The sequence below is a fragment of the Rhizobium sp. MHM7A genome (genome assembly GCF_005862215.1).
In the GTDB taxonomy this organism is placed as follows: Bacteria; Pseudomonadota; Alphaproteobacteria; order Rhizobiales; family Rhizobiaceae; genus Rhizobium; species Rhizobium bangladeshense.
This window is the reverse complement of sequence record NZ_VCHT01000001.1, coordinates 41,817-68,438: the sequence shown is the minus strand read 5'-3', so window position 1 is coordinate 68,438 and position 26,622 is coordinate 41,817. Positions and strand designations below refer to the sequence as shown.

The following is a 26,622-nucleotide window of genomic DNA, read 5'->3' as shown; positions in this document are numbered from 1 at the left end:
ATGCGGACCCTTCAAGCGCTTTCTTGTGCCAGCACACTTTCAAAAGTCGCACTGCCAGCACCTTGCTCGCGTAAGGCACTGGCTTTTGCACCGATGACTCACTAAGTATCTTTCAGCGTGATTTTAATGGAGAGAACCTCTAGGCCGCTTCAATCGAGAGAGGTTAAAAGTGAAGGCGTTTGTTTTAAGCCATCCAGGCCTCGATACGTTTGAAACGCTAGGGATCAAGTCCAGGAGCAATTGGAAATGTCTGACACGAGCAAATCTTCCGAAAACCACGATCCCCGCTCCCCGCGCGGGCACACGCGAGCTACCGTTGAACCGCAGAAGGACGCCCAGTTGTCCGCGAAACTGAAGCGGACGGAGGAAAAGTTCGGCATTGAGACCGGAGTACGCTTCAAAGAAGACGGACAGTACATCGTGTCGGTTTCCTTCTATCCAGAACCCAAGTTCTATATTCAGAAGATGAACGCGGACCACACGCTCCAGGAACCCGAAGTCCTTGCACAGGAAGAGTACGAACAGACCTGGGCACTGCAGCTTTAAGGTTAGCGATGACTGCTCTGGACACCATCAAATCCTACCTCGCAATGAATGCCGCTCTTGAAAATCAGGGCAGAGGCATGTGCGCGTTTGTTCTGTCACACGGCCGGGAGTGGACACCAGCGCCGCTTCAGGAAAGAAGTCCTATCAAGCGTGGCATTCCAAAGCAGTGCTTTGCGAACAGCCAGGCGATCCTCGTGAAACTTCTCAAGAAAGGACTTGAAGAAGACTACACCTATGTCGAGGGATACGCCTCGTCAGGGGACCTCAGCTTCATACTCCCCGTTCATCATGCCTGGCTCGTTGATCGGGAAGGACGAGTGATCGATGTCACCTGGAAGAAGCCCGAGGAGAGCGTCTATTTCGGCGTTCCGTTTCGTAGCGATTATGTGTTCGACTTGATAGAAAAGACCTCTAGGTACAATTCTCTCATCGATCACTTCCCCTCAAAATGGGCACTCTTGCAGGACCCTGCGAAGGCTCAAGAAGTCATCATAAATTGGGAACAAGATGTCATTTTATCTCAAGGACATGCTGGTTTGCGGTAAACCACCACTTAAGCTCACCAAGGCATTAGTGGTTATCTCCGAGATGCTTCATCAGACCTGGTTCGACATGCTTGAGGGTTCCGAAATCTCAAAAGGCAGTTGCGTGCTGTCATCCTTGACCGTTCGCGATTTCCTCTTCCAGGCTGGAATCCACGATGCCGTCGTGGAGCCGGTCTTTACATTCATGGAAGCTCAGCAAGACGGGGTGATGATCCACAATCTCGGGATTGGCAAACCGGACGAGCCACCATCGAGCCCGACCCACTGGGCAGGTCATATGGTGGTGGTGTCGCGAGAAGCAGGTTACCTGATCGATACAACGTTATATCCAGCTCAGCGCCCCCAATGGCCGGACCTACCAAACATGATCGCAGTTCCCCTGAACGGTGATGGCACGGTCTTCGGTGAGTTCGATGCGCTTGCCGGTCTGCAGATTCCGCGAGACGAGACCGGCTACTCGTTCGACATTGCCTGGCTCCATACCCCGACTAACGTCGGATGGAAGCGTGCTCCGGATGTTGGAAATCAGAGGCGCAAAAGGAAGCTTGTGGTTGAAAAGATGATCGCGATGTTTAAATCTGGATCGCATAGGCAACAGTAGCAGCGGTCAGCGCTGCAATACTCATGAACGCATCTCACCTCAATCCGAAACTCGCGTGGCTTTCCATCAACAGCCACTTCCAGATTTCCGACCGCGAATTTCGTGTTACCGACATCGGAACACGAACCATCATCGCCGTTCGGATCACGGAAAAAGAAAAGGCGGACCCGTCCTGGCTGAACGGTCCGCCCTATGCGATTGCTGAACTTGTCTTCGACGAAGACGACTTCGAGGCTATCGAGCCGGTACCTGTCGATTAAAGCTTTGGCCCTGAAGGTGCAAATGCCTTCGCGAAGACTTCCTCTTTGAGGTGCTGCTTCCAGGCCTCGAAGGTCTTTGCGTTTGCACGTGCATATTCGAACGGGATCATGACCATCATGTTGATACGGTCATCCATGTCTTCTTGAACCAGAACGTGACCACCAAAATCAACAACATGCTCTGCGAGGCAGCGAACCGACGTGTCGCAGGCATCACGCGCTTCCTGCTCGGTGGTGGAAACGCCTTCGCCGTAATAGAACTCGACCGTCGGCGCAAGGAACTTGCGGCCTTCGTAGAGCACCGAATATCCAGTCATGGCCTCAAAACCGTCATAGACTGGCACCAGGTCTTCACCGATAAACTGGAATTCCGCATCAGTGAGAGGGTAAAAATCCCCGTCATAAATTCCGCCGAGCAGACCATGTTCAGCCAGCAGCTCCGGCGTGCCATGTGCGTTCTCGCAACACGCATTGGTCAGGTAGACCGGAAGCTCCATCCCCGGCATAGACGACGTTTCGATGATAACTGTACTCATAGCCATGCTCCTCGTTAAATTGGACCTGACGAGGATGCATCTCATCCTCGCATTCAACAAACGCCTAGAAGCCAGACGTTGGAGCTGCATCAAGCTCTGCGGGGCGGCCCATGTAATTCGGCGGCAGGTCGATGCCTATGTGTGCTGAAAGGGCCTCGATCTGCTCCGCAAAATCCGGATTCCCCGGGTCAGTACCTTCTGGTAGAAAAAATGGCATGCCCGCCTCCATGGTCTTCTTGATCGGATAGATACCACCACTGTGTACAGAACAAATTTCAACGAATTCCTTGCGATACAATCTGAACCTTCTATCTAGGACGCAAAAGTGAAAGATCGAGAGACATGACGGCAGACATCGACACCTTAAAATCCCTTGCCCCTGTCAAGGTTTGGCAGGAATTCCTGGAGATGGAAAAGTTCCAGGAGGATCGTGAGCGCCTTTTTCCTTCTCGGCTTGAAACGGGCAGTCGCGAAGACGTACTCGTTGTCACGGGCGAGAATGCCAGCGGGAAGAGCCTCGCCTTCCTGATCCTCAATAATCTCGTGCGCAGCTTTGGCAAAGAAGACAAGATCGACGTTCTCGTCATGGATATCGGCATGAACCGCCGCACCAGGAGCGGCATAGAGCGCGCCTTCATGTTTGGAGATGAAGACCTCGACAGCACCGGCAACATCTCCATCAAGGTCATGCAAACTGGCGTCGACAACTCCCGCAACAAGGACCGATACCACTACCTCATGCTCGATGAGCCTGACATCGGAGTAGGGGAGGGCTATCACAACGCCATCGGACAGTTCCTGAGTGACTTCGCAACCTCGCTTCCAGAAAAATGCCTGGGACTCGTCATCGCCACGCATAGCCGAAAAATCACGACGAAGCTTCTCGATGCGGGTGCGTCGAGCCTCCGCATCGGCAGCGATCTGCGCGATGTCAGAGACTGGGTCATCAACGGCGACATTGAAAAGTCACTCGACGACCTCGCTGCACTGAAGACAATATCCCTGGAGCGCTCTCGCGGTGTTTCCAAGATGCTCAACGGGAAGAAGTGAAAGGACGAAACGATGACCACAGAGACCCTGCGCTACACCCCAGGCAACTCCTACGCATTCGCCCGTATCCTCTACCGGCATAAAGGCGATGACGTCGTCAGAAAGTCCGGCCTGTTCGACCCGAAACAGCACGATTTCGTAGCCATCGACCTCGTTCTCCTGAACTGCGAGCGGCAGGAACGCGTCCATTGGGAGTTCGACGAGAGGGAAGAAAAGAAATATGACGGGTTCATTTTCCGGCAAATCGGCGGAGAAAATGACCGCCGCATCTTCCACAACCAGTACCCTGTCGCACATTTCGGCCAATTCGACGACTCGGCGAACTACCGTGCAAGACCAGCTCGGACCGAACAACGAATTACTGAACTCGAAACGCTGAAACAAGAGAACGAGCAAGCCTACCTTCAGGAACTCATCAGTCCCTATGAAGATGCCTTCACAGTGCTGGGCAGACTGATCGGGGCGACTTCCGATGACAGCAAGCGACAACTGAAGGGATACTGGACAGCTGACGAGAAGGCCGTCATCAACAGCGTCACGGAAACCCTCAAAACGAGCATCGAGACCCTCATCGGCAAGAAGCTCGGATATCGCGGGACCCTAATTACCTTCACCAACGGCAAGCCTCCGGAGACGCTGGACGGCTTCCTAGAGCCCTATATTATCGAGGAAGCCAAGGCAGCGTGATGCGCGAAATTTATGAGTTCGCCGAATTCTTCGCGGCGGGGTGGAGACTTGCCTATCCAGGCAAGGCCATCCCGATCAACGATGGCCGTCTGGATCAGGCACTCCAGAAAGTCAGAACGTCACTCCCGGCAAAGTTCCTGGAATTGCTTTCGTTCGGAACGACGAGGATTGGCTTTCGATGTTACGAACTGCCAGAAATCCTCCACGCTGGGTTCAACAATCTCCTTTTGTCGGCACCGACACCCGCCCACACCTCCGTTGATGTCATAATCGACGATCAAACCGCACGCATTCTCCTGCGTCGACGCGGGATTACGCCACAAAAGGCCATTGAGTGCGCCAAGCTGATAAATTCAGCCATTCCACAAAACTGAACACCCGGTCGTTCATTTCAGCCACGCGGGTCATGATAGGAGAGCACCATTACACCGCAGAGGCTCGGCGATGTTTCACTTCACCCATCCAGACAATGTGGACGATATTCTTCGCGAAGGCCTGAAGGTCGGCAGGGCTATTGCCACAGACAGTGGCGTTGCATGGACGCTCGATTTCTATGAAACAAACCCGATCTACCTGACCACCCTCGAATCCGATTTTCTGAAAGCATTCCAAGAGACAGAGTGGGCTGACTTCGCAAGGTTCGAAATCGACATCAGCAAGCTCAACCTGGTTGCCGACCTTGCGAGCCTCGCTGACAAGGGAGCCCGATATGTGGGCGGGATGTTTGACCTACGGTGCAAGCCAAATCTGGAGCCGCTCATGGCCTTCGCCGATGATTACGGCTTCCTGGAAATCGAGCACCTCATCGACCCCGCCTCGACCGCAGCCAAAATCGCAATCTCGATCACTGGCACTGCAGCCTGCCTGTCAGACATCAGCCCACAGCTTCTAACGCTGAACAACGAAATTTCACCGTCACCGCGTCGCTAACAAGCGTTCAAAGAGACAACCCAGGCTCACGTGCCGCTTCGAACGGGATCACATCACGCTTTGGTTCTGCATATCCCTTGACTGCAATGGTCGCGACCTCGTCGTAATCCTTATTCTCGGCAACCTGAATGAGAGCACGCGCCCTGATCCTTCCTTCGTGATCATGACGAAACTCACGGCGCTCTCCAGGATGACCTTCAGAGGTCCTATGAACTGCGCGACCAAATTCGCTTCGAAGGCATGCTACCGCTCAGCATTCTGGTAAATCTAGCCGTGAACAATAACTGCCTGTCCGGAAAGGCGAGCCCGGAATTGGCTGAGTTCCTGACCGCAAGTGTGTTGGACTGCTCCAGCACATGGTTGATATACCACAGCAGTTCAGCCGTTTCGAAATATTGACTGGGGAACACGATCCGGCCCTCTTCATGCATTTCCGAGATCATCAGAAAAACTCCCGCACTTGTCAAAGCACACCGACTGGTTTCATGCGCTCGCACCGGGTAACAAGGATTAAGTACACGATGACGCGAGAAGACAATGAGCGGACTACTAACCTGGCATGGCGGCCACAAATGGGAAGGCGCTCCGGAAATCCGAGCCAGCAAGAAGGGACAATACGAGTGTGGTCCCGGTATCTACTCTACAACCAACCTGAATACCGCCTCTCGATATTCGAAGGGCGGCGGCCGGATTGTCCAGTTCACTATCGATCCCGATATTACCTGGCTAGAAGACGTGAAGATTCCCTTTGATGACGCCATGACCTTCGTCAAGAACAGCAATCACATCGGGAAGCGCCGAATTCTCATCGACTGGAGAGAAGACAAGCTTCCCTCTATTGCGACCCAACTCGAAGCGTTGCGTGCTGCTGCCCATCGAATGTGAGGACGACAATCACCTACTGCCGAGGCGAGCCCTCCAGAGGACGGAACCGCATTACACCGGGGTAGGGCGGTTGTCTCTATCGTAGCGATGGATAAAGATACTGCTCAGTTCGGAGACTGTCATGACTCACTACTACCACGGAACATTCTGGTCGAAAGTCACCGACATCGACGAGGCTGAAGATACCGCATTCTTCGACCTCGATACAGGATTTTCCGATCTCGACGTGGTCTTTGTGACCAACCTGATCGACACAGCTCACTATTTCTCCAACTGGAACAGAACCTCGGAGAATGACATCCAGGTTGTGCTGAGAGGTGAACTACTTGCAGAAAACATTCTGACAAAATCTACCTATGAACTCTCGCGCAACCCGATGGTAGACATAGATGGCGAGGAGTTCGAAGTGGGCGACCGCGAGGAATTCTTCTCCGCAGCCAGACGCAAGTATGATGGCTTCAGCATCCAGGGGAACTACGCGGGAGGAGGGGACGATATAGCCCTCTTCTCAGGCTCCCATTTTAATGCCACGGAAGCCAAATTGCTGATCGACGGAAAATGGACCGAGTGGATGGATCGGGACGCCGCACGCGAATTTCACATCGAAGTATGCGGGCTACAGGACAAATCCTTGGCTTTGTGAATCATATTTTTCAAGGAAAAAACTTAGCGCTTTCAACGTCGAAAAACAAAACTTTATCGGCGTTCACTGAGTTTTATTATTTTCAGGCGCTTATTTCCCGCAATCGCTTTGAATAACCTGCCCTCGTCTTCTATCTATGAGTTCGGTTCATTAAAGCATATCACTTGGAAGGTCCGCGCCATGGCAAAATCTGCAGCGTTAAAAAGCAATGAAGTTGAAACGAAGCAGGGCGAATCCAGCGACCGTCCTCTCCTCGATCTTTCCGACGACACCGTCAAGCGCATGATCAAGGCCGCCAAAAAGCGCGGCTACGTCACGATGGATACGCTCAATAACCTCCTGTCAGCAGATGACGTCACATCCGAGGGTATCGAGGATGTCATGACAACGCTTTCCGACATGGGCATCAACATCGTGGATGCCGACGATGTCGAGGAAGAAGAGAACGAAGAAGACGCGGCCGACAACGACAACGAAAGCAGCTCCGAGGTCGCCATCTCCAGCGGTAAGGCGGTTGCCACTGGGAAGAGCAAGGAACCGACAGACCGCACTGACGACCCTGTGCGCATGTACCTTCGCGAGATGGGAGCCGTACAGCTCCTGACGCGTGAAGGTGAGATTTCGATTGCCAAGCGCATTGAGGCTGGCAAGGAAGCGATGATCGCCGGTCTTTGCGAAAGCCCGCTGACCTTCCAGGCAATCATCATCTGGCGCGACGAACTAATGCAGGGCACGACGCTCCTGCGCGAAATCATCGACCTCGATGCGACGTATTCGGGACCAGACGCGAAAACCGCACCACAGTTCAAGACAGCAGAACAGCTTGAAGCCGACCGCCTGGCCGCTGAAGCAAGGGAACAGGCGCGCAAAGCCCGGGCAGGTGGCGAAGAAGACATTACTGACGTGGGCGGCGAAGGTCCCTCCGGAGGAGAAGACGAGGAAGAGGACGACAACAACCTCTCCATCCTGGCAAAGGAGACGGAACTGCTTCCGCAGGTTTCAGCGACCCTCGACACCATTGCAGAAACCTACGAGCAGCTGCGTATCATTCACGACAAGTACAATGGCCAGCCCACGGGTGCCGACGCCGCTCGTTACGAGACGCTGAAGGACGAGGTGATTACCGCCGTCAAGTCTCTGTCCTTGCATCAGACCAGGATCGACAACCTTGTCGAACAGCTGTTCGAGATATCGAAGAGACTGCTTCAGAACGAGGGCAAACTGCTCCGTCTTGCCGAGAACCACGGCATCAAGCGCGACAGCTTCATCGAAAACTACACCAACCACGAGGTGGATGCCGACTGGATCGACCAAGTCGCCCAGCTTCCGGGCCGTGGCTGGAACACATTTGCAACCAAGGACCGCCACCTGATCGAAGAGCTTCGTTCGGACATCATCGGAATGGTTGCCGCGACTGGCATCTCCATCTCGGACTTCCGCAAGATCGTGGCGAAGGTCCAGAAGGGACATCGTGAAGCCAAGATCGCCAAGACGGAAATGATCGAGGCCAACCTGCGCCTCGTCATCTCGATTGCGAAGAAGTACACCAACCGTGGTCTGCAGTTCCTCGATCTGATCCAGGAAGGCAATATCGGCCTGATGAAGGCCGTCGACAAGTTCGAGTATCGCCGTGGCTACAAGTTCTCGACCTATGCCACTTGGTGGATCAGGCAGGCCATCACGCGATCCATCGCCGATCAGGCGCGAACGATCCGTATCCCCGTCCACATGATCGAAACGATCAACAAGATCGTGCGCACATCTCGCAGCATGCTGAACGAAATGGGCCGGGAACCGACGCCTGAAGAACTGGCTGAAGTGATGAAGATGCCAGTGGACAAGGTCCAGAAGGTGCTCAAGATCGCCAAGGAGCCCGTTTCCCTCGAAACGCCGGTCGGCGACGAAGACGGCGATTCCGCAATCGGCGACTTCATCGAAGACAAGAATGCACTGTCCCCCATGGAAGCCGCCGTCCAGGCCAACCTTCGTGAACAGACCACGCGGGTGCTCTCGACGCTGACACCGCGTGAGGAACGGGTCCTGCGCATGCGTTTCGGCATCGGCATGAACACTGATCACACGCTTGAAGAAGTTGGCCAGCAGTTCTCCGTCACCCGCGAACGCATCCGTCAGATCGAAGCAAAGGCCCTGCGCAAGCTGAAGCACCCGACACGAAGCCGCAAGCTGCGCTCGTTCCTGGATGAATGATTTAACCAGGGTCGAGGGCAGGGACTGCCCTCGACCCTCACGGCTGCGGCATTTAGTGAAACAGCGCTTCCAACAATGAAGGCTGGAAGTTAGCGACTTTCTGAGGTGTCACCTTGAAGGATGCTTAGGAGAGCGATACATGCAATTGGGACTACGGCGAATGTTTGGACTCCCTCTTGCCCTAATGACGGCGATATGGCTTGTTCTGCTGATTGTTACACCACATTTTGGCGTCGCAAGCGCGGTCAATTTAATAACCTTCCTCTGCTTAGCCCCATTGAGCATTGTGACGTCAATAAATCTGATTTGTGGTCGATCACAGTAAGACGGTGACTTCTCCCGACCGGAAACCACCGGGCTTCAGGTCTTGCTCCTACTATGGCCCGTAACCGAATACCATATTCGCTTGCTCAGATGGAAAATAGGGGCTCGCTCTGCACCGGCTGGATCATCGCAGCTTCCAAACGGCCATCCTGGTAGACGAGGGGAGGGATTTCGGGAAGACGCAGTTCACCTGTGGCAACGCGGCCAAGCACGAAATCCAAAAACTCTTCATTGGCCAATGGCACGATATAGAGATGATCAGCGTCCCCAGACAGCAGGCAAAGTGGACCACCCGCTTGCGCAGATTCTTTCTCTAGAAACTCCGGAACCACGACAAGCGCAGATGCGAAACCACCCAGGCCGGAGAATTCTCGCGATCCCTTGGAATAGTCCGAGGGCGGAAGTGCCTCATAAGCCGATCTGACATTCTGGATCGCAATAGCCTCAATCTCCTTTGACGTCAGACCCGACGGCACCAGCTTGTCACCCGTGATGAACTCATAACCACCCTCATGATTGACAACTGGAAACGCTACAACCTGCGAATTCACCTCCCAACTCAGTTTCGCATGAAGGTCTGGATCGAGACCGTTATTCAAGGAGGCCTGTCTCACCACCCTGGCATTTCCCTGCGCATAAGCGCTCGATTTCAGGAGGGGCACGACGTCCGACAGGAGGTCCTCGATGCTCCGCTCCGCCGCGTCCGGGTTCATGCGGACCATTGAACTCAGGTGAGCCACGAACGGAGTCAGGCCTTCCTTCGGAACCTTGGAATCAAGCCTGCCGAAATGGTTTGTGAGCGTAATGGTTCTGACCGCCTTGGTGCCGGGCTTCGTCATCCTGATTGAAGATGAGCCCACCAGGAGAGTAACCGCTTCAGGAATAGCGAGCTTGAGCACCTGAGCCGCGAAGTCTCTGAACGCTTCCATTGAGGTTACGACTTCATGCTCGGTCCTGCCTGTCAAAAATAGCGCGCGGCGGATTACGAGGGACGCTTCTTCATTATCCATTTTCAGTTTTTCTTCCTACACCGTTCAGCAGAGTATGACCTGCCGACCAGCCAGTTTCATCTCTTTTCATCCGACAGCGGATTTTTCTAATGAGAAACTCTCTCCAAAACGTTTCGCGGCAAGCCTTTAAGAGATTGTCTCTGGCCAACCAAACCGACAACATCGGCGAAACAGTTCACAGGATATCCCGATGAATACGGTACAAACCTTTACTTTCTTTGGAAAAATCACCGACCGCGATGATTTCGATCTGTTGAAACACGCGATCCAGACCTCTGTTCATCTACATCAGGAACCTACCGAACATCTCATCGATGCAGCCACGACTGGAAAGCCGATCTCGATCATGGGAGGAAATCGGGAACGCTTGAGCAGTCTCGCCGAAGCTTGTGAAGAGGCTGGTCTCGCATACCATATTACCGAACTCGATGAGGGCAACATTGCGTTGCGCCGAGAGTGCTGGCAACCGGGTGCGGGCAGGGCATTCCACGTCGAACTGACCCGCGAGGGCGAGCCAGCCTACACCAGTGAGCAGATCAGGGACGCCATCCAGGCCGCTGGCAACTCTCGCATTATTGAGACGTTGCAGCGTTGGGCGCACGCAGACCGACCTGTAAGATTTGAAATCGATCCTGATCTGATCGAGGAATTACGCCAGGAACGATCCCCAAAACTCTAATCGCTAATTCCTTGTAAATCTGAGGCCGCAGCCTAAATTCATTTAAGCACCGGAACACCTTTACGAATGCCTGGATGTCAGACGATTTGTGCAACAACCTGTTGCACAAATGAGCGCAGAAGCAAGAGAGCGACCATGACTGATTACAAGCCCATCTGCGAAGCCGAACGACGTCTTGGTCTCTCATACATCAACATCGCACACCGAGGTGTCAAAGCTCACCCCGGCAAGGTGGTCAATGAACATCTCGCTCTGGTTCTGTTTGACCGTCCAAGCTCAAGCGAAACCATGGTGGCACTCTGGCGACTGAAGGACGGCGAGGCGGTCACGAGCAAGAACCTTCCGTTTCCGGTTGGAATGCTCTGGGACTGGGATTGGCGCGCTGAAGCCGTCGAGAAGGCATTCAGCGAGCTTCTGTTCACACTCCATCCGGTGCCGACACAATGAGTAGCAGACGCAAAGGACAGGGGTAGTGTCCCCCTGTCCTCGAATCCAGCCAATCGAGACTAGTGAATAATCCTTTTGGATTACTAGACATCAACCGCCTTATTCGCCATATCTGATCGCGCTATAGCTGTACTACCAACGGAATACATCCATCAATTTTCAGCAAGCCATTTGGAACAGGGCCCGATCAAGAAGAGCACGGGCTCTGTTTGCTTGCGCGGTGGTCGGGCCCACGGGAGGGCGAGTTCGCCCGCTGGCGAAAACCTAGCGATAAAATCGTGTCCTTGCACCGCAAAATACCCGCATAGCCTGAAATCAGTATCGCACTCAACCTTGCACTCCGGTGGATTTCTCTTTACGTCTGAGGCTGACTCTGGAAGAGGGTGGCCAAAAATGACGATCCGGATGAAAGCCGTCGAAACGAAATCACAGGTCACGAACGCGATTAAGAAATGGACCAGCGCCTTCAGACAACTTGGACGTATTGATCACGGTTTCGATGAGGCAGTGATCTGGGTCGAGAAGCTCGGAATTTGGTTAAGTGCTCGGGGAAACAGCACAGAAGGCGGGTATCGCTATTGGAATGCGCTTGGGACTACTCTTGGGGGCCGAGAGACCAGAAATCTGGCGGTCGAAGTAAATCCGCCGGAGAATGGCGCACCTCCTGGACGGTTCCAAGGCGTAGTTGCCACGGATAGCGATGGGCTCATTTGGATATTACATCGAGGCGAACTCAACGTGGGACTCAGCCGCGTCAATCTGAAGGAGCACAGAACGGTCGCAGCTGACGCCGGGTTCAAGATCGTCGACGTCGAGTACGATGACGGGACTCTGCAGGCGTGCTACCCAGTTGCTCGCTTAAGCGACGATGTACTGGTGACCGTTTCCGATACAAAAAGGTTCATTGATCTTTGCCAAACGGTTAGAACATTGGTCAATGACGGCACCGAAGAAGCGGAGGTGCAGAAGGAAGCTGGTTTGTTCGAGGAACCGACTGGCCCTTACACGATTGGTCCACAAGGAACCAAGCAAATCGAGAGAGTTCATGCGGCTGTCTTCCAGGCGCTGAAAGACGACCTTCTGTTAAAAGGTTTCTCCCTCGCCAGCGAGCGGGTGGGGTCCTTAGGCCCTGACCTCTACACAAAAGGCAAAAGTCCTCGAATCCTTTTCGAGATCAAGACTAGCAACGGCGCATCCGATATTCTCAAGGCAGCGGGACAACTCATTGTCTACGAAAAGCTCCTTAAGAAGCCATATCGGAAAATGGTCGTTATTCCGACGGGCGTGAACATGCGCCAGCGGTCTCTGCTCGAATCCCTCGACATCGAGATCATCGATTTCGCAGCGGACGGCGTTTCGTACTCATTCAACTGGCCGCCGAGCCTTTCATTAGCAGCGTAACCATCGCTGATGTGGGCGAGGGCTTCACCGAATGGGGCAGGGGGACACCTACCCCATGGCGTGAATCTTTCTTAATCAATCAACCTAGATAGTTGCATCACATCCGCCGATGACCAAAGCTCTTTTATATACAAGAGGATACTGCAGGGTACGCGATGCCGTCGATCAAGCCGGAAAATGAAATTGGCCCGATGCTGCGCACACAAACCGAAGTCGTCAATCGCAGCATTGCACTTTTCGCAACGGCGGGGCGCGCGGTAACCAACGGCGAGATCGGCAAAGCTCTGCTCGACCGTTTCAGGGCCGCAGAATTCCTGTCCCCCAGAGAACAGTCCTTCATGAGCGAGCCGGAGCCGAGCCCCCAGGTTCTGCCGTACTTCTCCTGGCGCTACGAATGTCTGCATGTCCTGCTTTGGGCGCTCGAAATCTTCGACAACCTGGGCGACCCAAAGGAAATCTGCAATGTCAGGCGTATCGATGAGACTATGGTTGAACTTGGCCCCGATGGATTGCGACGACGCGCAAAGCTGCGGTCGCACCAGGAAATCGCGGCCATGACAGAGAAGGTCTACGGATTGCACTGGTCCGTCCGAGATGCAGAGCTATTTAGCAAACCGATTCCACAGGGCCTCAATCCAGAGATCGTCTACGAATGGCATTATGTCCTCAATTGGCTGATCGGAACGGAAGATTGGGACGACGTCTCCACCGACACCTAAAATCGAAACCGCTCGGCCGAGGCAGTCGCCCAAAAGGGTTAGTGTGGCTGCCTGACGATCTTTGCTAGAATGTTGCTTTCCGCGTCTCCAACAGGGGTTTGGAGTCGTCGCGATGACTTATACGAGAACTCTGATTTTGAAAGTGATCGTTGTGGCCGCGACGGTCCTCCTTGCCAGCGGCCACGCCCACCAGCCCGGCAACAAACGCTGGACGTACCCGCCCGCATGCTGCAATGGCTCTGATGTTAGCGGTGATTGCGAGCGTATCCCGGACAGCGCCGTCAGGAAGGGCCGAGAAGGGTTCTCAGTTATCCTTCATCCCGGCGATCATCACCTGGTCACGAGGGAACATAGATTCCTGATCCCCTACGGCAGCGAGCTTCCTTCCGGCGACAGCGATTTTCACATTTGCCTCCATCCAACTGAGCATCACGCTAACTGTTTCTTTGCGCCTCCCGACGGAGCTTGAACGGAAGTGTTCGGGTGCGCCGGTCACTGGTGATCGCTCGGGTCGCAGCATAAGGCGCGGTGACGGGCGTCGGCAGGCTGCCGATCCTCTTCCGCAGAGATGAACGTCTCACGCAATTGGGGTATGCGCAGCGACGCGTGGGTTGCCATGATGTGACGGTCAGACAAAGGGGGCGCAATGAAACGCAGGACAGCATTCTTTTCTGGGTGGTCGAAGAGACATCGTGAAGGTGTGATCGAAGCCTACATGGGAATGTATGAGATCAACCGCAGCGAAGCCATCATCATGGCGAGCCGGGCAACACCTAAGGAACGCCTCGCGACCATCCTTGAGTGGAATGAGAGAGGTCTGCGCCCCAAATTGAATACACTAAGAACGAAAAGTTCCGTATTCTAAAGGAAAGATGCGAGCAAGAGGTGCAAAACCACAGATTCACCTCCAGTTGGAGTATGCGCGCCACCGCAAGCTCACCTTAAACTCAGGTTTCGATTTTTGCATTTGAGGGTTTTTTGATGCGGGCATTCGTGTTTGTCATGGCAATCACATCAGCGACGGCTGCATATGCGGCAGACTACAAGATCAACGTGCCGATGTCCGATGCCGACGCAAAGGGACTGATGCGCAGAGCTGAGCTATGGGTCAAAAACAAGTGCACCGGGAAGAAGCGACCCGATTGGAGATGCGACGATTACGCAGCAACGGTCATATACACATCCATCCAGCTCCAGGATTATGTCAAAGCTGCGAACTATGCCACCGTGTACCCCTTTAGCGACGCCCTTGATCAATACAATCATTGCGGGACCTATATCGGGGAGGGCGGCCGACCGAGGCATACCTACATTCTGAACGGCCCGTTGACATACTACTTGCTCAACAAAGAGCGCGGACTCGAAGACACGGGTAACTTCTGGCACGCCTTCCTGTGCGAAGCATTTCACCCATACGCCACCGTGCTGAAAGCGGTACCCCCAAATCCGAAATTGCCGTCGAAGTTATCTGAATATCTCGATATCGCGCGCAGCGACTTCCCAGCCCGTGAGTCAAACGAGTTGGCCCGTTTTTACGAGGAGATCGTCACCCCCTATAAAGAGACAGAGGACGCTATTACCTTGAAAGATTCCGCAAGGTATGCCGCCGTCCTCGATTTAACTCGAAATGCCGCGCAGGCCGCAAAGCAGCTCAGATTCGGTAAGCGTTATGTGACCTTTCTCGAAAACTCCACCGAGTATTGGCGACGCATGCTGACCATATCGGAGCAGAATCCCCGATGAAACTCAGATGGTCTTGATTCACTTGTCTAAAATCGCTCCGGTCGAGGTGAGGCTCTCCTCCAAGTGGGGTATTCAACCGGTCTCGTTTTCGCGTTAGCTCTTAAGGTCAGTATTGGCGGGGGCCATTATGCGTCTGGGTGTCATTTCTGCACTAGCATTGTTTTACGCGGCAGGCTCACTCTCTGCGGCAGATAAGCCACGATATAACATTCCCATGTCTGAGGCCGACGCTAAGAAGATCATGCGCCGGGCCGAGGTCTTCATCAAGAACAGATGCACGGGAAAATCAATCTCCGACCAACATATCAAGTGTTACAATGAAGCCATGTCGGTAATTTATACGGCATTACTTTTAAATGATTACTATAAAGCGGCAGGTTATATCAACGTTTACGATACGCGCGACATGTGCGGATCGATCACCTGGATCGTTCGCCAAAACAAACTTCACAACAGGCTGAACGCGCGCCTGACCTATCATATCGTAAACGAAGGTCGCGGCATGGCAGATGATAATAACTTCTTTGCCGCCTTCTTGTGCGATGAAATTCACCCGAGCCTTTCATCAGACGGCGCGGTCCCGCCTGATCCTACATGGCCATCGACTCCGTCCGATTACATTGAAATGGCACGGAAAAAATTTGGCGACCGCGAAGCGGACGAAATGGCTCGCTTCCATGAGGAAATCACCATCCCATACAGGGAAGCCGAGCAAGGATTGCCCCGAGGTGAGGGGCACTGGTCTGCATACTGGGCGGGGATGACCGATCTTAACAAAAATGCCGCCAACGTTGCTCAGGAGCGAGGTTTCAAAGAGCGGTATGTCACGTTCCTCCATGCATCTGCGAAATATTACAGAAAGATTCTCACACAGACGGAACAAAATAAATGAGCTTGGCTCGCAGTGTCGCTCGCAATGAGGAGGACGTTTGATATGGCAACGCATCGCTTCGACAAGTTTTCACCTGCTCGTGTGCAGAGGCTCCTACACCACAAAGCAACAGTTGCCATATGGATACTGTCACTGGGATGCGTAGCTGCATATCCTCAAACGGCGATGGCCCGCTGTGAGCTTGCCCCGGCCCATGGCGGCACCAGCAAGAATTGCGGCTCTGGAGGTGCTGTGAGTAACGGCTCCAGCGACGACAAAGCTGCGGCTGCGGCGGCAATCGGTGCCGGGCTGGGCTTGATCATTCAGGGCCTAGCGAACCAGGGCGACGACGATGCTGACCGCCAGGCGGAGGAAAGCAAACGTTGGCTGAACGACTATGAACGCCGCCAACGCGAGGGGAAGACGAGCGCCGAGGCAATGGAAAAAGCTGCTGTGGGTCGCAGTGAAACCAATCCTTGGGCGAAAGGGAAGGGCAAATCGAGTTCTAAGGCAAAGACGAAATCACTTCCAAAACATGCCAATCCGCTCGACTGCATCAAGAGGGGAAAGCAAGTCGGGATGACGAAAGTCTGGAATTCGTGCAGTGAGACGGTCCGGTTCAAATATTGGGACGACAAAGATTGCGTTACTGGATGCATCCGCGAAGTTTTGCCCGGTGAGGCTGCCCATCTCGAACTCACTCGTTCAACCGAATTCGGTGCGTGCTACGGCGACTGCAAGTTCGACACCATTAAGAGACCGGGCACTTCAAAAACAGCGAACTTCCAAAGCACGGCATCGAAGAGCAAGGCGCAAGACAGCAGCAGCACAGGCTACGATATAAACCCAGTCACAAAAGAGCCATGCGTACTTATGAATCCAGGGCCGACCAAAAAATTGTATAGCGGAGGCTCCAGATATGACTACACGATCCAGAACACGTGCGACAAGCACTACAATATCCACATCACAACGCACGCTGGCTGGACGGTTCCGGACCAGATCGGGCCTGGTAAAACAAAGACCTGGTTTTGCACTGACGGATTTCGCGGGAACAAGGACTGCAAGGGTGGCGTACAGAGTTATCAATTCCGCTAAAAATGCTCGGAGGACGTTGATAGCAGCGATAATGAACATGTGAGGGGCTATTATGGGGAAAATCGGACTTAGCAACTTTCCACAAACAAGTGCTGCATGGCTAATCTTGCTTGTAGGAGTGCTGTTACTCGTTGCGCCCGCAGGGCAGGCTGAAGCTTTTTCCGACTGTGATGGCCGCGACTCTTACTTCAGGGTAAATTTATTAGGGCTGTACCGCAATGGCCCCAATCAAGAGGTACTTAGAGACAAATGGTCCAACGATGAAATTATGCTCGAACTATTCCCTGATTGTGCCATGTCCTATGACGAGTATTACGGTTTGGTAAAGAAGAGACCAAAGGCGAGAGCGAGCACGCAATCGGATTCCGTGCAACGAGAGACCGGCCCCGAGAAAAAAGTAAAGGTCGATCCGAACCCCCTTTGGGCGAATTCGACGAAGGAGCGGATTCTCAACGGCAAGCAGGGGGAAGAGGTCGCCGTAAACCTCAATCCGAAGCGGGTCGCGCCCTATGGGTCCTCGGAATGCGCCGAGATCACGCCGAAGGCCAATCGCGGAAAGCTTGACTGGGACTGGGTGACTGTACGGAACAAATGTTCTTATCCCATCAAAGTCCTGGCATGCTATCACGACACAGGGCAGCAAGGGGACTGCAACCCCGCAAGCTCACGGGGAAACTGGGGGATGTCAGGCGTCCTTAATCCCGGCGCATCAACAACGAGTGTTGCCACGTCTCAGAGGTGGCCTTGGTTCGTCAAGGCAGTGGTGTGCGACATGCGCGACGGATCAAACTTGTTGTGCGTGTTGCCCAAGTAAACTCGCGAAACTGCGCAGCGCACTCCTGCTCATAAAGGTCGTTTTGATATGAAGAAGGCTCCCCTAATTTTCGCGGCATTTACTCTCTTGGGTTCCTCTCACCTGACAAACTTGGTGTTCGCTGCCGATCCACAAGGGCAACGAGACACCTCAGCGCAAACCCCGACGGAAGGGGACGCGGCAGATCAAGCCAAAGCCTTGAAAGCGGCGGCGGCGGGCGAGCCAGAGGCCGCCTGGAAGATGGGTCTCCATTACCAGACAGGGGATGGCGTCGCCAAGAACCTCGACGAAGCCGTCCGCTGGTTCTCAAGCGTGGAATCGGGCCTCACCTACCGTGCACTCGGAGATTTATACCGGTCCGAGTTAAGCAACATGCCGGTCGCTCTCAAATGGTATCGGAAGGCGAGCGAACTCGGTGATGCTAAAGCCTATCAGGCTCTGGGTGAGGCCTATCTCAAAGGGAACGACGTACCGCAGGACTATGCCGAGGCAATCAGATGCTACGAACTCGCCGCTAAGGAACTGCCGGAGGTCACAAGTGTTCTTGCTGACCTGTATGAGAAAGGGGAAGGCGTCCCGATGGACTATTCGCGAATGCTGAAATGGCTAGAGCAAGGTGTTCAGCAGGAAGACCCCAGAGCAACCTTCAAATTTGCAAAACGGTTGGTCCAGCGCGATCCGCAGGCGGCAATGGCCCTGTACAAGAAAGCGGCCGATTTGGGCAATGTGGACGCATTGAGCGCGATTGCAAGCATGCACCTTGATGGCGATGGCACACCTAAGGACGTCCGGGAGGCGATCAGGTGGTATCTGATGGCAGCGCAGAAAGGAGATATTAAGGCGTACACCCAGCTTGGCGTGGCCCACCAGAACCTATCGCCTCCAGAGCATGAAACCGCGCTCGAATGGTATAAAAAAGGGGCGGCTAACGGTGACATCACCGCGATGCGGAATCTCGCCTTGATGTACAGGAACGGAACTGGGGTCCAACAGAACGCAAGGGAAGCCATCTCCTGGTACGAACGGGCGGCCGAGCACGGCGATGTCGATGCAATGATCACTATTGCGGTGACGTATCAAGACGGCCAGGGTGTTGAGCGTAGCTATTCGAATGCTGGGCTGTGGTATGAAAAGGCAGCAGCAGCGGGAGATGACGCCTCCAATCTGAGCCTCGCGTCTCTCTTCGCTCACGGACTTGGCGTCAACAGAGATTTCAACCTTGCGGTCGATCTCGCGGAACTGGCGATAAGCAAGAACGAAAGGGCGAAGTTCAGTTTCCAGCACGGATGGGAGAATTGGCCTCCGGAATTTCTGAAAGCATTTCAGTCGCGTCTGGTCGAGCGCGGCTACTATGAGGGAGCCGTCGATGGGCAGTACGGCCCCTTAACGCATTGGGCCATTCATGCCCTCCATTCAAGCGGAAAGACCCGTTGAGCATCAGCCTATTGCGGAGGAGGGGAGATCGACAACATTTAGACGAGTGAGGAGAGCGGCGAGTTCCGCCTGCCGCCTCGTATTCGTCTTACTGAAGATGGAGCGCAAATGCGTACGAACTGTTTCGTAGGATATCGCTCTGTCCCTCGCGATGTCTTGCAACGTCTCCCCTCGGGAGATCATCGTTGCGATGATCGCTTCAGTGGCCGTCAGGCCGAAGAGTTGGCGAAGCTGTTGCAGGTTCTGCCGCTGTTCACGGCCAACGTCCTCGATCAGGCAAACACCGACCGAGTGAGCGAAGAAATCCGGCAGATTACCTCCGAGGCGTTGGATGCGCAGTATCATCGGCCGCATACCATCCCGCTGTATAGCGAGCGACGCCCCGGGTTCGTCGGGCCGGAGCCACCTCTCTGTTACTGCCGCGCGCATTCGCTTTCGAATCGCCGTGGTGACATCCGGAACACGGGAGCAAATGGTCCGGTTGCTGACATAAATCTCCTCTCCGAAGAGCCTCTCCGCTTCCGGGGTGACTTCCGTGACGTGACAGAACCTGTCGAAGAATATCGCCGCCACACCGGTCGAGCGGAAGGCTTCGACCATTCCACCGACCCTACTCGCGGACATAGCACGCATCACCATGGCCGATGCCATGAGCCGTTCCCTGGCCCTCTGGAATACAGCAGCCTCATCGCCGCTGAAGAAATCAGAATCCAAGGTCCTGTGCAACGCGAGACAAAGAAGATCATCAGGAGAGGAAAACCCGATGATGCAGCTCTTTCCCATCCCGAACTTGGCTTGCCAGCGATAATATTCGAGCCGCTCGAATTCTTCCCGTGTCGTGTACTCCTGATCGCGAGCCGTTCCGTTTTTCATGAGCAAGGGAACGCCCCGCAAGCGCCATTCATTAATGTGCCATCCGTACTCGAAGTAATGTTCGAGCGGGGTCTTCATAGTATCTGTGGAAATAATCACCTCCGGCGACCTCGCCGTCGTCGGTATGATGGCTGTCCCGAATGAACCGGTGGCTGTCCTGATCCTATCCAGTATTTCCGGCCACAACGAAGGATCGACAGCCGCCTCCAAAGATCGATCTAACGCCTGATCAAGCTGTTCCAAATTAATGAGCATAAACGCACTTCTGAAATTTGTTTCCCCAGCAACATCAGCGCACTCTACATAAGTGCACAAAAAAATAAAGACATGCGCCAGGTTGTCGACGATCACAGTTAAGACGGCTGGGGAAGAAGTGAAACTGGCCTGGTGGGAGTTCCCGCTCCAGAGCGGCTTTACCAGGATCGCAGGGAAGGGTAGGAGCCTCTCCACCGTCAACACGAAGCAATAGGGCAGGCGAACTGTGGGCCAACCAAGCATTCTTAGGCGCATGAAAAACAGCAGCGCAATCATTGTCGCCATCCTAGCCACGGTAACGACCGTGATCACCAATCTGACCGAAATCAAGGAGGGGGTTGAGAAGCTATTCGGTGGCGTCACACCCAAGCTTGCAATAGTTCAACCGCGCCTGGACTTCTCCCGGCCACCATTCGGCTTCGCTATCCCGGGCACAGGTTTCCCCGGTGTAAGCTCCCAACCCGAGCGACCCACCGACAAGAACGGCATCACGGTGATTGGGCTTGACGAGTTGCGGGAGGGATCGGCGGACGATCACACCAAGTTCGCAGAACTGAATGAATTTCTTCAGCTCTTTATCAGGCAGCAGCTGGTGAATGAGGACAGGCATGGTTACATCGTCATCAATCCAGTTTTGACTGACTCTGTCGCCGCTGGGACATTGCGGGTCGCCATCAAGAAGGAGACAACACCGTCGGTCGAGAACTGCACCATGAAGGTTAATGATCCGAACGGCGAAGTTGTTACCTCGTTCAACTCGGTGGAATTGCCGGATGGGATCGGAACCAACTACTACGAATTCGGGGTGGCGTTCGAAGAAAAGCCAATCAGAGGAACTGCCCAGTGGACTACTGTCTTGGCCTGCGTCGCCGCAGGGGCGGGCCCGGAAAATCTGATAACTGTTCCCTGACGTTCCAAGCTTCCCGAGCCAAGCAAACTCCTGGGCTCTTGGAGCACGTGCCCAGAATCCGTCGAGTAAAATTGAGGCAGGCGACGAGGCTCACGCTTAGACGCCGCCGCTGGCCCGCTCACCGGGGTATGTAAGCGATGAAAATCGCCATTCCCTATCGGGCAACCTTAAGCGGACCCGGGTTCATGCGGCCTTTGTAGATTGCGATCTACAATGCTCTTCTCGGAACACCCGAACCGGCAGGCTTGTTTAATGAAAGCGTCACGATAACGCTCACCAAGGTGATCCATTCGCTAGGGAGCGTCCGTCCTCAGGCCGAATTGTCACTTTCAAACACCGCAAAACTCCTGCAACGAAAAGCAGAGGTCTAACATGAGAAACACTACTCACCAATGGCTTCAAAAGGCGGAAATTGCCATTGAGGAGGCCGAGCTAATCCTGGATGGCGAGCGTTTCGATTACGGAGGAGCCTGCAGTCGGGCGGCATTCGCGGTAATGTTCGCTGCAAGAGCGGCCATCGAACAGAAGCGTGAGGCGCATGATACCCTCGCCCCGACATCGACGCTCGATCTCCTGAAGATGTTCGACGAGCGGTTCAAACACACCAGCCACTGGAAGGTGCTTTTCACGGGCCTGAGAGACGCTGTACGCCTACAGCGTTGGGCAGACAACGAATGTCCGATAATCACCCGCGACCATGGGTATAAAGCTGTTGAAGCCGCGAAGCAATTCCTGAAAGCCGTTGAGCCATATCTGGAACGAGAACCGGGGACACAATTTAAAATGTGATCCAGATTGCCGGACGTCTCTCAACAAGGGCGGCGTAGAAGCGAACGTTGTCCGAGGCATCGCCACTACCCACAGTCGACATCTGAACTCTGAACAGTGAGAACTAAAATGCCGGATGAAAGCCACGCCCACGAAGAACTCCTCGAAGCATTCGGCTTTGAACGGCTCGACCACGGCCTCTGGTACTTTGCGCAGGAATACAGTTCTCCAAACTGCACGCAAACCTTTCCACCCAAGGCAGTTGTGGTCGTCGAGACGAACCAGGATGGAAGTTTCACCGGTCACGTTCCCATCAGCAGTCTGGGCCGCTACATCCCCTTCAGATCGTATACCTTCAACAGCAAACTCGCCGAAGACATGATCGCACTCGCCCAGAGTGAAGTTGCGGCCAAATCTGAGGAGGCGACCGGAGTTCCCATCGACGAAGGCTTCATCGACCTCCGCGATCATCGAAGACCTCTGATCACTGCACCGTTCAAGAACAGTCCTTGGAACGATTATGGGCTTGGTTTGGGTGCAAAGAGGACGGACAAGCGCGTCCGACTTGAGTCTCCCGGAGCCGTTTACGGCAAGGCGTACCATGCCTGGCGCGATGATTTTTGCGCCCGTCTGCTTGAAAATCGTAACCAGTTCCGGATGCGGTAGCTACAAACGGCCAACCACCTTGCGTCTCCGTGTGGTCCATCCTACGGTAGTTCTCTTTAAACACGAGAGACCGTCCTCTATGTTTTTATGGCGCTTTTTCAGCAACTTTCGACGAAAAGATAAACCGATCATTGAAACGCCTCCGACACGCATTTTTCGCGCGATCCTACTCATGGCTCCCGACACGGTCAGCAGAATGGCAGAGCGGTTCCCCTGGAGCAGAGAGGCGAGTTTTGATGACAGGGTACTGTTTTTTACAACAGCATTCGTTTACGTCGCAGGACTTGACCTCAACGGCCTCGAAGTCACCCCTGAACGCAGGTCTGCTCTCAGGCAGGAACTGCTTCATCTTTTAAGGGAGTGGCAACCGGAGGGTTTGAAATTCGTTGAGGATTGCCACGAGTTCATCCAGAGCGAACGGGCAAGACTAACCGCAAAGGGAATCGAACTCGCTCGGCCTCAATTCGAGCAGGCTCTTGGGTTCTGGACGCTCACTAACTGCGCCTCCCGTCCAATAACACTGGATGAAGAAGCATCGGCTGCCGGAATGGTTGGCGGCTACATTAACAGAGTGCTGGAGGGATGCTGGCAAATCACGGCAGACGAACAGTCGATGTGAACCCAGCGGCGAGGAGCATTCCGCGTAGGTTCACATCGGGACCCTACTGCCGGGTCTCAACATCTCACTCACATCTAAGCGCGCAGCGAGAAACTGTAAGCGAGATCGCTCACGGCGGTGGAAGTTGCCAAAGGGTCAGTTCTTGCCTGATCGGGGCGGCGCTGCCCTCGCACGCGCCTCAGTCCAGGAACGACCGCAGCTTGCGGGACCGGCTCGGATGTTTCAGCTTTCGGAGAGCTTTCACCTCGATCTGTCAAATGCGTTCCCTTGTGACAGAGAACTGAAGCCCGACCTCTTCCAGCGGGTCCGTGTTCATGCCGATCCCAAAGCGCATGCGTTTCACTCCACGACCGACACGCATTAATAAGTCCGACCCAGCAACTTACTCGATTCAGTAGATGCTGAGCGTCTATAAAGGCTCGACTTAAGAGTGTAATCATGCTTCAAGGAGTTCGTTTACTGTGAACGTCTTTGAGGTGTGTCGTGGGGCTCTCTATTGTTTGGCGTAGCTGTTTACTTGCTTTGTTTCTTTATGGCGGCGAGTGCTTGGCGAACGATAGTTGGACCGAATCCGAGTTGATTCTGAGTGGACTCAAGGTTCCCCAAAACGCGTCTGCTTTGCCGCCTGCCTTGGAAATTCCGGAGACATGGGCTGAAAGTATGCAGACGCTCGCTGGCATGACGGCACAGGACGGTTTGGAGCACGCGTCTTGCCTCAGCCTGGTTGCTTCGGACATTGAGGGATTGAAGAAAGAGTATGCGTCTCTCCTCAGCAAACGCACGTCGATGTCCGACGAAGCATACGCGGCAGCAGAAAGGAAACTGCTTGGCGACGCTGTCTGGAAAGCAGGAGCGTCACAAAGCCTCACCAGGATGGGCGGCGTTATAAAGAACGACGAGCAATGGTGCGACGGGGAAGCTGTGGCTGAGGTCCACACCCACCCCAAAGCCCCCGCCGTTCACTCCGATGTCGATCTTTTTTCCACAGTCCGCAAATCCCAATTCCATTCTAGTTTCGCCGTCTTTGAGAGCACGGTCTGCGGAATCGTTAAGACAGAGGCATCCCCAAAGGATGAATATGAGGCCCGAAGCTTCTACGCAGTTGCCCAGGCTGGCGGCCATCTTAAGGCAGTCAGAAACAGCGAAAAAATAACGGACGAGAGCCTCGCGAAAAGCGTTCCAGGGTTGGTAGCCCGGACATCGGAATCCATCAGCATGGGACTTTATTGTGGGAAGCTCGGTGGGCCTTTAGAGCGGGTTGCTCCGTCATCCTTCGACTCGGAGGACCCAATGTTTGTGCTGATGGCCAAGGGTGTCGCGATCTCGATGAAGTATCTGGAGAATGGCGACGACTTGAAGTTTCCGTTCACCCCTGAATTTGACCCGGTGTTCGACCGGTATATTAGCGAGGGAGATTTCCTCTTCTCGGAAGAGTGGGCAACCCACAGGTCACCGGCTGAGGCCTATCGGAGAATGGTTTATGTGGCGGCGGTGACACAGAGTATGGTTGCGATGAACTTTATCGACATTCCTGGTACGAGGTCGGAAAGGGAGACCACCTTCTACCGAACTTTCTGTTCTTCCGAGGCGGGTATGGTTTGCTTTGTGTTGGAGAGATATGGGAACGTCGAGTCATCGACAAACAACGGTGTTCTGGCCAGATACAGATTCGAGGAGCGACAGTCGATCCTCGTGGACCGAATCGCTGGGAAATATGTCCTCGATGAAAGGATGCCGGGCAACAGCGTTTACAAGGGGGAATGTTCCTTCGTCGAAACACGATGCAGGGCACATGGTGTCGGCACCCTTACAGCTGAAGGGCTTCAGTTCGAGGGCAGTTTCACTAAAGGTTCGCCGACGGGTAAGGGGATTGTAACGTTTCCATCAGGTGAAGTTTGGACCGTTAATATGACCAACGAGGGCTTCGAGAAACTTGAACGGATCAAATAGCCACGAAAGTCTGGAGAGTTCTCACCAGCCGAGTCGCGGAAGGGCCCAAACTGTCAGGATTTTTCCACATTTAAGTAAATCGCATCCGACGCCACTGTTAATGGCAGCCATTAACAGGGAGCGGATTTCAGGATGATCGCCACCTCTAAAATGCGTCAGAGCCTCACAGTTATGCCCGTTTACTTGCGTCAGAAAACCACTCGCCTTCTGGCACTCACCATGACGGTAGCTCTTTGCCACCTGAGTGACGCTACTGCCGGTGGTGTTCGCACCTATGGCGATCCTCCCCTGCCGCTCAACCTCAAAGCATTCGAAGACTTCGTACAAGGCCTTAAGACAGCTACGAACGGAAACGAGGCCGCAATGGCGAGACAGCTACAGGCACTCGGTTTCTCGTGTACTCCAGCTCGGTCAACACAGTTCCAATGCGTGAGGTTCGGCTGTCGTATCGGCGGCTTTCTGCTGCGGGGCGCACGGCTGCAATGGACCGTCACCAAGTACAACGGCGTTATGGGGAACGAAGGCTTCCACGGTGCGGCCGTTGACTACTCGTACATTCTCGGGTGCATTCCGAAATCCCGCGTTGAGAAAGAGCAGATCGATTTCCTTTCGCAACATGGGACCTGACCAGTGTCTCACAGGCAACCTTCGTTTGCCGCGCTTCCATCCACCTAAGCTCTAGAATTCCATGCGGACGCGCCACGAGAACACATTTGGAGTATGCGTAGCGACTTGCAGCCATGGTAGTTCCATCTCAGAGACCCAAGGAAATGCAACTGGAACAAAGCAGCCAAGAAGACAGAGGTGAATTCTGCGATGTGTTACGCCCATTGCTCTCCTGATACGGTCTGGCCGCACAGACTTTACCTCAAGCCAACTACTCAATCGGACGAGTGGTTTGGTCTTCATGGCTATTCCCAAATTTGACGGCCAGGAGCGACCGTCACGGGGAGGGTAGGGGCCGTCCCCCTACCCCGTGTCTGGCAAGATGGGTGATCAGTTCGAGGGGAATCCGACTACGTATGGCAAGAACCGATGCGCGACCTTCAGGTATCCCGCAGCGCTGGCGAGGTCAGCATCGATTAAAGCCTGGATGGCCAGCAGTCGAAGCGCCTCCGACGCGACCTGCCGGAGGGCATGGTTTTCGCCT

General features: G+C 54.2%; 31 protein-coding genes and 1 pseudogene. 27 read left to right on the top strand and 5 right to left on the bottom strand.

Translation table 11 applies throughout. The features are described from left to right. Positions 1–246 precede the first annotated feature (246 nt). The 4 genes from FFR93_RS00345 to FFR93_RS00330 are packed head-to-tail and all read left to right on the top strand — an operon-like array spanning position 247 to position 1,952. On the top strand, positions 247–546 hold the full coding sequence (locus tag FFR93_RS00345; protein WP_138391349.1) for a hypothetical protein: 300 nt from the start codon (positions 247–249) through the stop codon (positions 544–546). A gap of 8 nt (positions 547–554) precedes the next feature. Continuing rightward, positions 555–1,091 carry a hypothetical protein gene (locus FFR93_RS00340; RefSeq protein ID WP_138391348.1) on the top strand — a complete coding sequence of 179 codons (537 nt, stop codon included), beginning with the start codon at positions 555–557 and terminating at the stop codon, positions 1,089–1,091. Next, a complete protein-coding gene (locus tag FFR93_RS00335; protein ID WP_138391347.1) occupies positions 1,054–1,692 on the top strand; it encodes a hypothetical protein in 639 nt (212 codons plus the stop codon). Before FFR93_RS00340 ends, FFR93_RS00335 begins: the two co-directional genes overlap by 38 nt. Before the next feature lie 23 nt (positions 1,693–1,715). After that, positions 1,716–1,952 carry a hypothetical protein gene (locus FFR93_RS00330; RefSeq protein WP_246661268.1) on the top strand — a complete coding sequence of 79 codons (237 nt, stop codon included), beginning with the start codon at positions 1,716–1,718 and terminating at the stop codon, positions 1,950–1,952. On the opposite strand, the gene FFR93_RS00325 is transcribed toward FFR93_RS00330, so the two are convergent. Both FFR93_RS00325 and FFR93_RS00320 read right to left on the bottom strand, forming a co-directional pair. After that, positions 1,949–2,494, bottom strand: coding sequence for a hypothetical protein (locus FFR93_RS00325; protein ID WP_138391346.1), 546 nt, complete (start codon positions 2,492–2,494; stop codon positions 1,949–1,951). The genes FFR93_RS00330 and FFR93_RS00325 overlap by 4 nt on opposite strands. A 58-nt stretch (positions 2,495–2,552) precedes the next feature. Next, the gene (locus FFR93_RS00320; RefSeq protein ID WP_138391345.1) at positions 2,553–2,786 is read right to left on the bottom strand and encodes a hypothetical protein; all 234 of its coding nucleotides are present in this window, start codon (positions 2,784–2,786) and stop codon (positions 2,553–2,555) included. 44 nt (positions 2,787–2,830) lie between these two features. Between FFR93_RS00320 and FFR93_RS00315 the strand changes: the two genes are divergently transcribed. From FFR93_RS00315 to rpoD, 7 genes are all read left to right on the top strand, one after another. Continuing rightward, the gene (locus tag FFR93_RS00315) at positions 2,831–3,538 is read left to right on the top strand and encodes a hypothetical protein (protein ID WP_138391344.1); all 708 of its coding nucleotides are present in this window, start codon (positions 2,831–2,833) and stop codon (positions 3,536–3,538) included. Positions 3,539–3,550: 12 nt separating this feature from the next. Next, positions 3,551–4,225 carry a hypothetical protein gene (locus FFR93_RS00310; protein ID WP_138391343.1) on the top strand — a complete coding sequence of 225 codons (675 nt, stop codon included), beginning with the start codon at positions 3,551–3,553 and terminating at the stop codon, positions 4,223–4,225. Next, the gene (locus FFR93_RS00305) at positions 4,225–4,599 is read left to right on the top strand and encodes a hypothetical protein (RefSeq protein WP_171049004.1); all 375 of its coding nucleotides are present in this window, start codon (positions 4,225–4,227) and stop codon (positions 4,597–4,599) included. The genes FFR93_RS00310 and FFR93_RS00305 overlap by 1 nt, the downstream gene beginning before the upstream one ends. Positions 4,600–4,669: 70 nt before the next feature. After that, positions 4,670–5,155, top strand: a complete 486-nt coding sequence (locus FFR93_RS00300; RefSeq protein ID WP_138391341.1) for a hypothetical protein — start codon at positions 4,670–4,672, stop codon at positions 5,153–5,155. A 537-nt stretch (positions 5,156–5,692) separates the two neighbouring features. Beyond that, positions 5,693–6,040, top strand: coding sequence for a hypothetical protein (locus FFR93_RS00295; RefSeq protein ID WP_138391340.1), 348 nt, complete (start codon positions 5,693–5,695; stop codon positions 6,038–6,040). A 121-nt stretch (positions 6,041–6,161) separates the two neighbouring features. Continuing rightward, on the top strand, positions 6,162–6,683 hold the full coding sequence (locus tag FFR93_RS00290; protein ID WP_138391339.1) for a hypothetical protein: 522 nt from the start codon (positions 6,162–6,164) through the stop codon (positions 6,681–6,683). A 180-nt stretch (positions 6,684–6,863) separates the two neighbouring features. Next, the gene (gene rpoD / locus FFR93_RS00285) at positions 6,864–8,891 is read left to right on the top strand and encodes an RNA polymerase sigma factor RpoD (protein WP_138391338.1); all 2,028 of its coding nucleotides are present in this window, start codon (positions 6,864–6,866) and stop codon (positions 8,889–8,891) included. A gap of 410 nt (positions 8,892–9,301) precedes the next feature. Here the strand turns inward: rpoD and FFR93_RS00280 are convergent, their stop codons facing one another. Then, entirely contained in the window at positions 9,302–10,225 is a 924-nt protein-coding gene (locus FFR93_RS00280; RefSeq protein WP_138391337.1) for a hypothetical protein, read from the bottom strand. A 190-nt stretch (positions 10,226–10,415) separates the two neighbouring features. Here FFR93_RS00280 and FFR93_RS00275 point away from each other — a divergent pair, with 190 nt between their 5' ends. The 10 genes from FFR93_RS00275 to FFR93_RS00225 all read left to right on the top strand — a co-directional run bounded on the left by FFR93_RS00275 (position 10,416) and on the right by FFR93_RS00225 (position 19,431). Then, on the top strand, positions 10,416–10,904 hold the full coding sequence (locus FFR93_RS00275; protein WP_138391336.1) for a hypothetical protein: 489 nt from the start codon (positions 10,416–10,418) through the stop codon (positions 10,902–10,904). Between the two features lie 135 nt (positions 10,905–11,039). Next, positions 11,040–11,351: a hypothetical protein gene (locus tag FFR93_RS00270; RefSeq protein WP_138391335.1), complete on the top strand. Its 312-nt coding sequence runs from the start codon at positions 11,040–11,042 to the stop codon at positions 11,349–11,351. Positions 11,352–11,744: 393 nt separating this feature from the next. Continuing rightward, positions 11,745–12,752 (top strand): hypothetical protein, encoded by a 1,008-nt coding sequence (locus FFR93_RS00265; protein WP_138391334.1) that lies wholly within the window; start codon positions 11,745–11,747, stop codon positions 12,750–12,752. Positions 12,753–12,907: 155 nt separating this feature from the next. Further along, positions 12,908–13,471, top strand: a complete 564-nt coding sequence (locus tag FFR93_RS00260) for a DUF4272 domain-containing protein (RefSeq protein ID WP_138391333.1) — start codon at positions 12,908–12,910, stop codon at positions 13,469–13,471. A gap of 646 nt (positions 13,472–14,117) precedes the next feature. Further along, positions 14,118–14,336 (top strand): hypothetical protein, encoded by a 219-nt coding sequence (locus FFR93_RS00250; protein ID WP_138391331.1) that lies wholly within the window; start codon positions 14,118–14,120, stop codon positions 14,334–14,336. 116 nt (positions 14,337–14,452) lie between these two features. Continuing rightward, entirely contained in the window at positions 14,453–15,214 is a 762-nt protein-coding gene (locus tag FFR93_RS00245; RefSeq protein WP_138391330.1) for a hypothetical protein, read from the top strand. A gap of 127 nt (positions 15,215–15,341) precedes the next feature. Next, positions 15,342–16,106, top strand: a complete 765-nt coding sequence (locus tag FFR93_RS00240; protein WP_138391329.1) for a hypothetical protein — start codon at positions 15,342–15,344, stop codon at positions 16,104–16,106. Between the two features lie 42 nt (positions 16,107–16,148). Further along, positions 16,149–17,183, top strand: coding sequence for a hypothetical protein (locus FFR93_RS00235; protein ID WP_138391328.1), 1,035 nt, complete (start codon positions 16,149–16,151; stop codon positions 17,181–17,183). A gap of 52 nt (positions 17,184–17,235) precedes the next feature. Beyond that, on the top strand, positions 17,236–17,997 hold the full coding sequence (locus FFR93_RS00230) for a hypothetical protein (RefSeq protein WP_138391327.1): 762 nt from the start codon (positions 17,236–17,238) through the stop codon (positions 17,995–17,997). 48 nt (positions 17,998–18,045) lie between these two features. Then, positions 18,046–19,431, top strand: coding sequence for an SEL1-like repeat protein (locus FFR93_RS00225; RefSeq protein ID WP_138391326.1), 1,386 nt, complete (start codon positions 18,046–18,048; stop codon positions 19,429–19,431). A gap of 3 nt (positions 19,432–19,434) precedes the next feature. Here FFR93_RS00225 and FFR93_RS00220 read toward each other — a convergent pair whose 3' ends face one another. After that, the gene (locus tag FFR93_RS00220; RefSeq protein ID WP_171049003.1) at positions 19,435–20,835 is read right to left on the bottom strand and encodes a helix-turn-helix transcriptional regulator; all 1,401 of its coding nucleotides are present in this window, start codon (positions 20,833–20,835) and stop codon (positions 19,435–19,437) included. Here FFR93_RS00220 and FFR93_RS00215 point away from each other — a divergent pair. From FFR93_RS00215 to FFR93_RS00200, 4 genes are all read left to right on the top strand, one after another. Further along, positions 20,813–21,469, top strand: coding sequence for a hypothetical protein (locus FFR93_RS00215; protein ID WP_138391324.1), 657 nt, complete (start codon positions 20,813–20,815; stop codon positions 21,467–21,469). The genes FFR93_RS00220 and FFR93_RS00215 overlap by 23 nt on opposite strands. 372 nt (positions 21,470–21,841) lie before the next feature. After that, positions 21,842–22,258 (top strand): HEPN domain-containing protein, encoded by a 417-nt coding sequence (locus tag FFR93_RS00210; protein ID WP_138391323.1) that lies wholly within the window; start codon positions 21,842–21,844, stop codon positions 22,256–22,258. Between the two features lie 108 nt (positions 22,259–22,366). Continuing rightward, entirely contained in the window at positions 22,367–22,903 is a 537-nt protein-coding gene (locus FFR93_RS00205) for a hypothetical protein (RefSeq protein ID WP_138391322.1), read from the top strand. Between the two features lie 172 nt (positions 22,904–23,075). After that, positions 23,076–23,522, top strand: a complete 447-nt coding sequence (locus tag FFR93_RS00200; protein WP_138391321.1) for a hypothetical protein — start codon at positions 23,076–23,078, stop codon at positions 23,520–23,522. A gap of 178 nt (positions 23,523–23,700) precedes the next feature. On the opposite strand, the pseudogene FFR93_RS00195 reads toward FFR93_RS00200, so the two are convergent. After that, positions 23,701–23,859, bottom strand: a pseudogene (locus FFR93_RS00195) (sigma factor-like helix-turn-helix DNA-binding protein); the annotation flags it as partial. 323 nt (positions 23,860–24,182) lie between these two features. On the opposite strand from FFR93_RS00195, the gene FFR93_RS00190 reads away from it, so the two are divergent. Beyond that, on the top strand, positions 24,183–25,472 hold the full coding sequence (locus FFR93_RS00190) for a hypothetical protein (RefSeq protein ID WP_138391320.1): 1,290 nt from the start codon (positions 24,183–24,185) through the stop codon (positions 25,470–25,472). Between the two features lie 132 nt (positions 25,473–25,604). Next, entirely contained in the window at positions 25,605–26,099 is a 495-nt protein-coding gene (locus tag FFR93_RS00185; protein ID WP_246661267.1) for a hypothetical protein, read from the top strand. Positions 26,100–26,622 lie beyond the last annotated feature (523 nt).